At 35.2% G+C, this 12722-nt stretch carries 7 protein-coding genes and 1 tRNA gene; 5 read left to right on the plus strand and 3 right to left on the minus strand.

Annotated elements, in window-relative coordinates:
• Positions 1-48 precede the first annotated feature (48 nt).
• Both AB1422_10860 and AB1422_10865 read right to left on the minus strand, forming a co-directional pair.
• Positions 49-234, minus strand: coding sequence for a hypothetical protein (locus AB1422_10860; GenBank protein MEW6619817.1), 186 nt, complete (start codon positions 232-234; stop codon positions 49-51).
• Between the two features lie 73 nt (positions 235-307).
• Positions 308-1588, minus strand: a complete 1281-nt coding sequence (locus AB1422_10865) for a TolC family protein (protein MEW6619818.1) — start codon at positions 1586-1588, stop codon at positions 308-310.
• Positions 1589-2289: 701 nt separating this feature from the next.
• On the opposite strand from AB1422_10865, the gene mutM reads away from it, so the two are divergent.
• The 3 genes from mutM (at position 2290) to AB1422_10880 (ending at position 5165) form a co-directional block, all read left to right on the plus strand.
• A complete protein-coding gene (gene mutM, locus AB1422_10870) occupies positions 2290-3138 on the plus strand; it encodes a bifunctional DNA-formamidopyrimidine glycosylase/DNA-(apurinic or apyrimidinic site) lyase (protein ID MEW6619819.1) in 849 nt (282 codons plus the stop codon).
• An 88-nt stretch (positions 3139-3226) separates the two neighbouring features.
• Positions 3227-3301: transfer RNA gene (locus AB1422_10875), tRNA-Thr, on the plus strand.
• 145 nt (positions 3302-3446) lie between these two features.
• On the plus strand, positions 3447-5165 hold the full coding sequence (locus AB1422_10880; protein MEW6619820.1) for a penicillin-binding transpeptidase domain-containing protein: 1719 nt from the start codon (positions 3447-3449) through the stop codon (positions 5163-5165).
• 222 nt (positions 5166-5387) lie between these two features.
• On the opposite strand, the gene AB1422_10885 is transcribed toward AB1422_10880, so the two are convergent.
• The gene (locus tag AB1422_10885; protein MEW6619821.1) at positions 5388-7646 is read right to left on the minus strand and encodes a methyltransferase; all 2259 of its coding nucleotides are present in this window, start codon (positions 7644-7646) and stop codon (positions 5388-5390) included.
• A 750-nt stretch (positions 7647-8396) separates the two neighbouring features.
• Here AB1422_10885 and AB1422_10890 point away from each other — a divergent pair.
• Positions 8397-10991: an SNF2-related protein gene (locus AB1422_10890; GenBank protein ID MEW6619822.1), complete on the plus strand. Its 2595-nt coding sequence runs from the start codon at positions 8397-8399 to the stop codon at positions 10989-10991.
• A gap of 116 nt (positions 10992-11107) precedes the next feature.
• The gene (locus AB1422_10895; GenBank protein ID MEW6619823.1) at positions 11108-12169 is read left to right on the plus strand and encodes a hypothetical protein; all 1062 of its coding nucleotides are present in this window, start codon (positions 11108-11110) and stop codon (positions 12167-12169) included.
• Positions 12170-12722 lie beyond the last annotated feature (553 nt).

Consider the following 12722-nt stretch of genomic DNA (forward strand, 5'->3'; position numbering starts at 1 on the left):
ATATTTAAAAAATTCACTTGTATCCGAACATACTATTTTTGTGCCTTTTTAGGGATATAAGTCAAGAAAAATATTTTTAAAAAAACTTAATTTTTTACTTGACATTTCACCATAAGACTTTGTGCCCTGTAGGGGCATGAGCGTTCTCCTGAAAATAGGCTGAAGACTGAAGGCTGAAGGCTGAAGATTTTTTATCCTATGTCCTTCAGCCTTCAGCCTATAGCCTATTTTCATCGCTCTGTCCTCCACAGGTTAATATTCATCCCCCAAAATGCCTGACGGATTACAAATCCAAAATTCTTCATTCTTAGTTTCTTCCAATTGCCTTTTGTAATCTTGCCCAGGCTAAATTGTAATCATACAGTGCCTGGTAATAATTAGTCTTTGCTTGCGTTAGTAAGGTTTGAGCATCTAAGACATCTGTGGTCGTCGCCATTCCTTCTTTGTACATCTCTTCAGTAATACGCAGATTTTCTTCTGCCTGTCCGATAGACTTCCGGGCAACTCCGATATTCTTTTCTGCCTCTTCTAAACTAAGGCAGGTCTGTCTAACCTCCAGTAAGATTCTATCTTTTAGTAAAAGTAACTGCTCCTCTACACCTGCCATTTCAGCCTCAGCCTGTTTAACCCTCGAATCTCTTGCCTTCCAATCCCAGAGGTTAAAATTTAAACAAATCCCTGCCATCCATGTTTTTTCCCATTCATCAATTGGTGTCTTTTGTCCCTTTTGATAGTCATAATTTCCTATTAGATTAACTGATGGATAATAGTCGCTTCTGGCTATCTTCACTTTTTGCTTCAGAATCTCAATGTTAGCCTTTAATTGCTTTAATTCCGGACGCATCTCTTGAGCTTCCTTGAGACATTCATTCAGGTTTATAATCTGTGGCCTAAGCTCCAGGATGTCAATAACTTCAACTGGAGTGTTCTGGTCCTGAGCCAGTACCTGGTTAAATGAAACTTTAGCCAGATTAACCCTATTTTCTGCCTGAACCAGATTTTGCTGGACATTAGCTAACTGCACCTCTGTCTTCAAGACATCTACTTTAGCCACCATGCCAGCATCATAGAAGTTGGTAACTACTTTCAGGTGAGATTCTACTTGTTTAACTGTCTCCTGAGCGATTTGCTGAAATTTTAATGCCTTTAAGATACCCAAATAAGCACTTTTTACTTCTAATATTAATTCGTTTTTTACCTTTTTATATTCATATTGAGTTGATTCATAGTTATCTTTAGCAAGTTCATAGTTAGAAGAGATTTTGCCGCCGGTAAACAAGGGTTGCTGAATTACACCTTTAGCCTCATAAATTTCATCATCACTCATAGCCATTGATAGACCCTGAAAATCTACCGTGGTAGCTTCATTTAATCTTGTATAACTTGACTCTAATTTTAGTGTTGGATAAAAGCCTGTTTTAACCTCCAAGATACCTTCTTTTGATAGAATTACCTTTTTTGAGGCGGCACGCAGACTATGATTATTACTGATAGCCAACTCAATGCTTCTCTCCAAATTTAGTGGCTCTGACCAGGCTTCAGAAACTACACAAACAACTATAACAAACATAACTCCAAAAATTCTCATTTTTTTACTACCCCCTTTAACCATATTTCTAAAATAGTATCCAACTCATTAGTGAGTGGATACTTCTCGTCGTTTATCAACCATTTGTAGATTATCGCATTAGATAGTCCAATCAAGGCAATCTCATCTACATCTGCTTTATAGTATCCATCCCTTGAAAAAAACAGTCATAGCTGATTGTAGTATTTGTTCATTCTTCTCCTGCCTTTTTGATTCCCTTTTTGCGGCAGATATTTGATGTTTCATAAGTTATCCCTTTGCACAAAGAATACGGACTTGTCCGTTCTATTTTAACAATACCATAATTATCTCAAATCGTCAATAAAAATTTTGACCTGTGCAATTAGAAATAAAAGGATAATATTTTTGGGACGCTGTCCCCAAGCCCCTGCTGGGGGTTTTGGGGAACGCGTTCCCCCAATGGGGTCTGGGACAAAACCCCAGAACATCTTCCTTAATTTTCTACCTGCACAGGTGGAAATTTTTGTTGACTTTTGAATGATTTTGGCGTATCATAAATTGTAACCGTTCAGGATATAGCCACAGAGCCACAGAGAACACAGAGGGAATATATAATCACGAATGAATCCCGTTAGATGTTCTACTATCTAACGAGGTGAACCCAAATCTCCCTGAACAACAAAAAGATTTGGTAATACAATTTATGAAAGTGCAGCGGTTACAAAGAGGATAACTTAAAGATGCCAGAATTACCTGAGGTAGAAACTATTGTTCGTGGATTACAACAACAGATTATTGGCCAAAAAATTATTAAGGTAAGTGTCCATCTGCCTAAAATTATCAAGCAGGAAACAAAGGAGTTTGCCTCACAACTAAAGGATACACAGATACAGGGCATCAGTCGTCGGGGCAAGATGATTATCATTACTCTTTCAAATAACCTCAGTCTGGTTATTCATCTTAAACTTAGTGGTCAAATTGTTTATACTTCACCCCGGTCACCAATGGCAAATCATACCCACCTTGTTATTGAACTATCTGGTGGTAATCAATTACGATATATAGACCTGCGTCAGTTTGGTTATGTTATCTTAACCAAAACATCGATATTATCCCAGCTTACGCAATTGGCGGGACTTGGTGATGAGCCGCTGAAGATTTCATTATCCGATTTCAAAAGATTAATTTCTACGAAAAAGGGGCGGATAAAGTCGTTATTACTTAATCAATCATTTCTGGCTGGAATTGGCAATATTTATGCAGATGAATCCTTACATCTGGCACGGATTCATCCCCTTCAATTAGCCTCAACATTGACTCAATCGCAAATAAAAATACTTTATCAATCTATCAGGAATGTCTTAACCGCGGCGATTCTGTATCGAGGTTCAAGTATCAGCAACTATGTTGATTCAAGTGGTCAGGAAGGCGGTTATCAGAGATTCCATCGGGTTTATCAACGGGAAGGGCAAATGTGCGTTACCTGTCAGGAAAAGATATCGCGAATAAAAATAGGCGGTCGCTCAAGCTATTTTTGCCCGCATTGCCAAAAACTGAACTTTCGTATGAATATGGATAAACACAGATGAATTCTATGCACAAATAATCGAATTTTGGGATAAAATTTTGTTGACATGAGTTAAAATTTGTGATAAAATGTCCTCAGATTCACTTAAAGCCGGTGTAGCTCAGGGGCAGAGCGGCTGATTCGTAATCAGTAGGTCGGAGGTTCAATTCCTCTCGCCGGCTCCAAAGTAAATGGGAAGCGGGAAGTAGGAAAAAAATAAAACCATAACCAAAATACTTCTCCCTTTTCCATTTCCCATTTTTTCATTTGTTAGACTTCACCTGAGTAAATAATTACTTACTTTTTAATTAATTAACCGGGAGGGCTATTTTGGTCACAAGATCATACCGTGAGAGAATCCTTGTCTTTATTATTATTATTTCCTTGATTTCTTTTTTTCTGATTATCCGATTATTTTATATCCAGCTTGTCCAATCCAGGAAAATGAGTGGATTGGCAAAAGGTGAACATACTAAAATCTTACAAATCGAATTAGCCAGAGGAACTATATTTGATTGCAACCTGCAAGAATTAGCCATGAGTATTGAGGTAGATTCAATCTATAGTCAACCAAACCGAATCGAAAGACCATACAAAACCGCAATTCAACTATCAAATATCTTAGGAATGAACCCAACCACTCTCTATAAAAAATTAACTCATAATTCATCTTTTGTCTGGTTAAAAAGGAAGGTAGAGAAAAAACAATCACAAAAGATAAGAGAATTAAATATTAAGGGAATAGATTTCTTGAAAGAGTATAAACGCTTTTATCCTAAAAATCATTTAGGGGCTCATCTCATAGGTTTTGTTGGATTAGATAATGAAGGATTAGAAGGAATTGAATCAATCTATGATAAATATTTAAAAGCAGGAATTAATCGTCTGGTAGTTCTGAAAGATGGAGAGGGTAGAACTATTTTATGCCCACAAAATAATCCACTTGTAAAAAAGGCATCAAATGGAAATGATATTATTCTTACCATAGATGAAATTATTCAACATCACGCTGAAGCAGAGCTGAAAAATATCTGTGAGGAGCAGAAGGCTAAATCTGGTTCAATAATTGTTATGGTCCCAAAGACTGGAGAGATATTAGCCTGGGCTATTTATCCTTTTTATAATCCTAATTGTTTTTCTCAATTTCCATCTCATCAATACAGGAATACAATTGTTACGGATATTTTTGAGCCTGGTTCTACTTTCAAGATATTTTCTGCCATTGCTTTACTCAAAGAAGGATTAATTCCATCTGAAAAAACATATTTTTGCCCGGGACATATCCAGATAGGGAATAAAACTATTCACTGCCATCATCCACATGGAACTCAAAATCTGGAAGGGATTATCGCCAATTCCTGTAATGTCGGAATGGCACAATGTATTCACCGGCTAAGTGACAGAAAATTTTATTCACATATTTTAGAATTCGGTTTTAATGAGTCGACTAAAATTGGACTTTCTGGAGAAGAAAAAGGGTTATTACCTAAACCTAAAGATTGGTCCAGACTGTCTAAATATACAATAGCTATTGGACAGGGAATCTCAGTTACTCCATTGCAATTAATTATGGCCGTCGGGGCGATTGCTAATAATGGCGTTTTAATGAAACCAATCGTTATAAAGGCAATTAAAACTCCGCAAGGAAAAATAATCAAGGAATTTAAACCCACGCCGGTAAGACAGGTTGTTCCTTTAGAATTAATTCCACAAATAAATAAGATGTTGACAAAGGTTGTAACTGATGGCACCGGGGAATCAGCCCAAATTAATGGCTATGAGATTGCCGGGAAAACCGCCACGGCTCAGAAGGTCGATGCAAATGGCAAGTATAGTCCTGATAAATTTATTGCCTCTTTTATTGGTTACCTGCCCGCAGATGACCCCAAAGTAATTATTTTGGTCATTGTAGATGAACCAAAAGGCACATATTGGGGAGGAACAATTGCCGCACCCACATTTAAAAAAGTGGCAAAAAGAATCATATCCTATATGGGAATCCTTCCGACTAAACCATTAGCAGAGGAACAAAGTCAGCACAAAGGATAATGGCAATTATAGTGGTTATTAGTCAAAACTTTACTCAGAGTGGATAAGTAAAAATCCCAAATCCCAAGCACCAAATCCCACATACCAAAAAGCGAATTAGAGATTAGTGAATTAGAGATTAGATTTTACTAATTCGCTAATTCGCTTAATTCACTAATTCACTAAATGGAATTTGAAATTTGGAATTTGGAATTTCAGAGCTATATCTATGTCAAATTTTGACTAATAAGTGCTATATCCTGCAAATCTGCGTCCTATTTTAAAAACCAGAATAAAAGATGTCAGGTTAAGGAGACCGGAGATAAAACAACACTGAAATATTCCTAAGATAGGGATAAATAAAATCGTAGATAAAAGCCCGCCCAGACAGGCTCCAAATAAATCAAACCCATAAATTAATCCAGCTGTTTTGCCAATTCGCTGGAAGTTTTTAAGGTAAAGTTTATTAGCTAATGGAAATTCTGCACCAACAAAAATGCCTGTAATAATGGTTAAAATCGGAAACAATATCTCAACCGCCATAAAAATACTTGCCTGACTATTTAGCCTGGAAAGGAGTAAGAATATTAATGGCAGGAGAAATGAATAAAGGAAGATAGAGAACTCTATTCTGGATAAGATGCGTATTCCCTGCTTATCATTAATCTTATTTAATATTTGATTCATCCATAAGGTGCCAATGACTAACCCAAACATAAATGAGGCAACGATTATCCCAATGCGATGATAAACATAGCCATACAAAACCTGAAAACCAAAGATTAATATTATCTCTAAGGATAATCCAGCATAGCCGGTGGTCATAATCGCTATGGGTATGGCAGTAATAGGTCTTTTTTTACAAATAACTAACTGGCTAATGAATAAGATAATTAGTATGCCCAGTATCCAGTTCAGATTTATTTTTGAAAACCAATTAAAGGTTGTCCCCAGGCGGGTATCAAACTGTGTTGACCAGAATACCATTTCATAAAAATAACCAATAGGATGAAAATCACTATTCACCAACCCCTTGTAATCCTCAATTACCTTTTTGACAAAGGTTATTCTATCTTGAAGCAGACGATATGGAAAATAATATTCATCGACATAGGTAGTTTGTATGTTTCTCCCGGTAAATCTTCTGGCTAAAGATTGCGTATCATAGGTCAAAACCCCTTTTTGGGGGCTGGCAAAAAAGAGTAATTTTTCCCCGGGAGCAATGGTCACCGAAGGGAATACCGCTTTTAATGTTTTATAGATACAACCATTAAGGTTCTTTAACTCCTGACTAAAATAATTCTCATTTGAACTTATTTTTATTGAAAAGATACCGTCTGGATTTAAGATATTTTTTATCTCCTTAAAAAATTCTTTTGTGTAGAATCTATTTAACTGAGCAGTCGCGGGGTCTGGCAGGTTGACAATGATTAAATCAAATCTTTTTGTCGCTCTTTTAACAAATAATCTGCCATCCATAAGATGGACATTGGACTGCTTAAAACTTTGTAAATCTTCTTTTGGTAGATATTTTTTAGATAGTTCTATGACCATCGGGTCTAATTCAACATAATCAACTTCGGTCTGCGGGTGCTTAAGAATCTCTGTTAATCCGCCAGCAATACCTCCGCCAATGATAAGTATCTGTTTTGGCTCAGGATGCATCACCATTGGAAAATGAATAAGTTGTTCTGCAGAAACTTTATCTGGTAGCGAAAATATAGGCAGACCACTTTCATAAAAGGTGTATTGATTTTCTTCACGACTAATCGCAATATTCCCATAGATAGAGTCCTTAGTTATTATTAAATTATATCCCTGCCATTGAAGTTTTTGAGAGAGTTGTTGTAAAAAGTTAGGCAGACCAGAGAAGATAGTTAGAGTAACTAAAACTAAAAGGAAAAGACAGATAATGGGGAAACGGCGTAGAATCAAAAATCCACTGAGTAAATTAAGAATAAAAAGGAAGGAAAACATATCAAAGGAATGAAATAAATAGACCAGAACATAAGTGAAAACAATGCCTCCTAAAATATCACCCAGTCCATCGTAGATATACACATAACCTATTTGTGGGGCAACCTCTTTTTTTGATACAGTATAGACTTTACAGCCAAGTGTAAATAAAAAGCCAGTTAAAAGACAAAGAGGCAGGAGCACAAAGAAACAACTTATCAGCATTGGGAAAAATCCAATCATTACCCCGGGCACAATGCCCAAAATATGCCGAATATCTCTTACCAGGAATATTTCCAGGGCAATGATTAGAGGAAAGAGTATTTGAAGAATAGCAAAGAGTTGTGCAGATTTTTTTAATCTATCTACCAGGCGACCGATAAGTGAACTGCCAATAGCCGTCCAGAATAACCAACCGGCTATTGTTATTCCAAATGATAGTTCATTGCCGTAAAATACGACGGCTAACTCCCGCATCAATAGTATCTGAGCCAGCGTAGAAGTAAAACCTATTAATATTAAGGCGAATATTAAATATTTCTTCATTATCCCTCCAAATTTATTTGGTAACTGGTAAAATGGCAATTGAAAACTGAGCCATTTCTGACAATTGAAAATTGACCCATTTTATTAGAAAAACTGGATTGTTTCACAATACCAGTCTTATTCCTATTATTATCCATTATACTAAAAAATCTCGGTTTTTGCAACATTATTTAATTGTAAGCCTGTGATTCAGACACTGGACATCAGACACAAGACTATAGACTCTATTTATGCAGGAAATTAGTGACATTTGGAAAACCATCCTCAAAACTTCACTCCCTGAATTTTTCCTGAGCATTACCTATGTCAGTGACAGTGTCAGTGTCAGTGAAGAAACTCTTTCAACTCATCCAACACTTCCAACTCTTTCTACTCTTTCAAGTCTTCCAGCAGAAGTATAGGCAGGTCTCCCAAGCCTTCATTCTTCTGCAATTTCTGCCCGCTTTAGTCTGAGGTCTGATGTCTATGGTCTACTGTCTGAATTGCAGAATTGTAAGCGTTCAGGTAATCCTTTACCGCAGAGACGTAGAGAAACAGAGAGGAAAATATCTTTTTTTCGCGTTTTTCGGTGTTTAAGAAGGATTAAAAACCTATTTCACAGGTTGAAAAATTTTGTTGACATAGCCACAAATCTGTAGTATAATTATTTTCAATGTCTCATAAGGAACAAATAAAGGCGATATTGCACGAGCTGTTATAGAAATAACAGATAGAGAATTAAAGTCTTTAAGAGACACTGGGAGGGAAAAAATGAGTGCAAAAGGATGTAAATTCACCTCCGGAGGTATTATTAGAGATAGGCGGTTAGAGGTTGAAATATACCCACACAAACCACGAATTGAAGCAATAGTTATCTCTGATAATCCTCAAAATCCCCCATTAGCATTAAAAATCTGGACTTTAGATGATGAAGGAATTACTGAATTATGTACATGTGCGAAACCTTGTAAATATAACGAAGCATTAATTAAACCAGCATTACCTCAACATATCGATGCACAAATGCATCAGGAAATATGTAGATTCAGAAATAACTTTGGTATTCGCAATGATAAGGTAACAATATCAATGGTAAATGTCCCTTCCCAACCTTTCTTATTTGATTCTCTCGATAATTTTAAACTTAATGGAGCCTGGAAAAATAAATCATTAATACACCAAATTCGTAAAAGGTTTGATGCTATACCTAAAGATGAGGATAATGAAGATGGAATTTTATTATATGAAGAGCTTATTAAGCGGGCTAAACAACATATAACAAAAAAACAATTTACTAAAGCAGAGTATGTCCTTAAAGAGGCAATACGGACTCTTCCTGAATCTCCCCAAGCATATTATGAATTAGGTAAACTATATAAAGTGCAAGAAAGATTAAAAGAGGCAGAAAAAACAGTTAATATTGCTCTATCTTATCTAAGGAAAATAAGTACCACCATAGATCAACCACTTTATAACCTACCGTATAAACAAGCAGAAGAGGAACTTATTGCTATAAAAAATCTTAGGGAGAAGAAAAAACAACAAAAAGAGGATAATATATGGAGGCAAATAGAGAAAAAAGATATAGAGCAGCCCAAAAGCCAGTATCAGCCAAAGGTAATAGTTTCTATTCAATTTGATAATTCTAACCAACAGATACTTACTGCTATTGCTAATGAGCAGTTTGATGGACCCAGATTTTTTAATCTTTTAGTTCATGCACAAAGAATATCACTATTTCAGAGCTTTGAACAACTACTTTGTCTTGACTCAGTAAATATTGAGCATTATCAGTATCAGATTGAGAGTGCCAGAAAAGTACTACGACGATTTGCTGGTAGAGCTATATTAGCAGATGAGGTAGGCTTAGGTAAAACTATTGAGGCAGGTTTGGTTTTAAAGGAGTACTTCATTCGTGGATTAGTATCTAAAGTATTAATATTAACTGTGCCATCATTAGTATCTCAATGGCAGGAGGAGATGGAGACAAAATTTGACCTAAAATTTATCACTACTGATTCAGCAGAATTTGACACTAAGGATACTAATTTCTGGGCAAAGCATGATTTAATCATTGCCTCACTTCATACCGCTAAGCGAGAAAACCATCGCCAGGCAATACATCAGCTTGAATATGACCTGTTGATTATTGATGAGGCTCATCACCTAAAATCTAAATCTACCATTAGTTGGCAATTTGTCAATGATATAAAGAAAAAATTTGTCCTGCTACTTACTGCTACACCTGTCCAGAACAATTTAGAAGAACTTTATAATATGATTACTATTCTTAAACCAGGACAATTAAAGACATTAAGTACATTTAAGCGAAATTTTGTCACAAGAGGTAATCCTAAAAAACCCAAAAATAAACAAAGACTACGAGAACTACTTGCAGAGGTAATGATTCGTAATACACGTGCCCAGGCAGATATTAGGATACCGAAAAGACATGCCAAAACTATTAAAATACAACTACAACAACCTGAAATGGATATATACCTCCGTGTATCAGATTTTATAAGAGGTGAATATTGCTCATTAAACCTAAATAATAACGCTTTAAATAAATTTCTACTTATGATGTTACAGCGTGAGATTGGCAGTAGTGTTATGGCAGTAATACCTACTTTAAAGAAGATGAGTGAAAATCCTAACCTTAATGATACACAGAGAAAGAGGTTTTCAAAACTCTATAAAGAGGCATATGAAGTAAATGAAAGTACTAAAATAAATGCCTTGAGATATATCTTTAACTCTATAAATGGAGAAAAATGCATAATCTTTACTCAATTCTTAGAGACACAAAAACTTATTCATCAATACCTTCATCAGGAAGGAATACCTACATCTATTTTTAATGGTAGAATGTCTTCAACAGATAAAAACTTAAGTATAAAGGAATTTCAAGACGAAAATCAAGTACTTATCTCCACTGAGGCAGGTGGTGAGGGGAGGAATTTACAATTTTGCCATATAATGCTAAACTATGACCTCCCATGGAATCCAATGCGGATAGAACAGCGTGTAGGTAGAATTTGTCGGGTAGGGCAGAAGAAAGAAACATATATCTTTAACCTATCAAGCGAGAATACTATCGAGTCCTATATCCTGGCTATACTTGATGAGAAAATAAATATGTTTGAATTAGTCCTGGGTGAGATGGATATGATTTTAGGTAATTTAGATGATGATAAAGATTTTGAAGAAACTGTTATGGATATATGGACTGGAGTTACTTCTAATGATGAGTTAGATAAAAAGATGCAAGAGTTTGGCAATTTACTACAATCTGCTAAACAAAGTTACTTGAGTACAAAGGAATTAGATGCGGCATTATTTGGTGAGGATTATGAAGTAGAATGAAGGCACAGATTATACAGATGAAGACAGCCAATTTACAGAAGTCAGATTTATAAGATATTACAGACACATTTGGGTAGTGTATAACAATAGCTATAGATTATGAGGGGGGTTAAAAAATGCTGCCCTTTGGAAATGATGATTTAAGGGACTTTTGTCAACAAGCATTCTCTTCATTAGATGGATTGGTAGAATCTGAAAATGAGGATATGCTGGAGGTGGTACTAAGTGATGAATTAGCAACTAATTTTGACAATAGGTCTTATCTTAAGTTTATCTTTGACCGTAAACTATCAACTCAATTCCCAGATGCAGAGTTTATATCTTATGGACATCCGAATCTTGATATGCTTATCAATTTAGCATCACAAAAAGGCTTAGTAACAAGATGGTATATAAATGGACTAACAACTACTACCGGATATCTATTTAAGAAAGTAGCTAACAAGGTAAAATTCTATGATTGTAAGACCAAATACTTATTGGACATACTTGAAAGATTTTCTTATTGCCTATTTAATTTCAAAATATCATATCTAACAGATGATAAAAAAGAAGAAATAAGAGCAGTTGTGGTAGATAGATTTTCATCCGCAGTAAATAATAAACTACTTGATGTATTAAATACACTATCTCTTGAGACAGAATGTAAATTTAGGGGTATGTCTGAGGGTGAAATAAGACCATTACAAGAGGTCTATCAAGCTGCCTGTGACTATATTAAGAATGATATAGCTTCTACTATTGAGGAGACGAAAAAGGATATTTTAAAAAGGCTATCGAAAGAGATAATACGTGTAGAGAATTATTATTTAGAAAATGAAGAAGAGATTAACCAGAAATTAAATAAAGAGGGTTTAAGTAATGAAAGACGCCAAAGACTAAAACAAAAACTTAAAATTAATGAACTTGAAAAGCAAAGGAAGATTTTAGACTTAGAGGAGAAATACAAACTTAAGGTCAATATTAAATTACTCAATGTAGCATTAATCTATCAACCTAAGATTAAATGTAAATTAGAGATAATTGGTAAAGGTAATAGATTTTATTTCAATGTCTTCTGGAATCCTATCTTTAAGGATATAGAGCTACCTTTTTGTATGAAGTGTAAATCTGGTTCGTATGATATGTGGTTTGATACAGACTTTGGGCTTATATGCCCTAACTGTAAGACAAGGTAGGGCAACTTGTTATTCATGAATCAGATTTTATCTCTTCCATCATTATAATAATTAACAGTAACTATTCAGCCACTGATTAACACGGATTAGCACGGATAAATACAGAGGTCAGGTACGTGTTTAGTGTCTTCCAAATTGTGTTGATTTGAGACGTAACCCTTTGTTAAACAATAGGATACCGGTGCGAAATATTCCACAAGGAGTTTAATGCAAATATCAAAATGTAAAAATCAAAAGGACAAAGCAAAATGCAAAAATATACCCAAATAAATTGAGTTTGCAAATATTTTGCTCTAAAAAGGGAGCAAGGATTCGAGGGGTCAAGGATTCAAGGGAGGTGAAAAATAAGGTGTTCACTCGCCCCCTGGATCCCTTGACCCCTTGAATCCTTTCAAGAAAGTTTTTGCAAACTTGTTTTCTTTGAGTATACTTGTAAGGCAATAAAAAAAATCAAATATTAAATATTAAAAATCAAAAATAAGAATAAAAGAATTCCTTAATTTTGATATTTGCTCTTTGATTTTTGATATGATATTTGATATGTCATTTTGCA

Source organism: bacterium (assembly GCA_040757115.1).
Taxonomy (GTDB): Bacteria; UBA9089; CG2-30-40-21; order CG2-30-40-21; family SBAY01; genus JBFLXS01.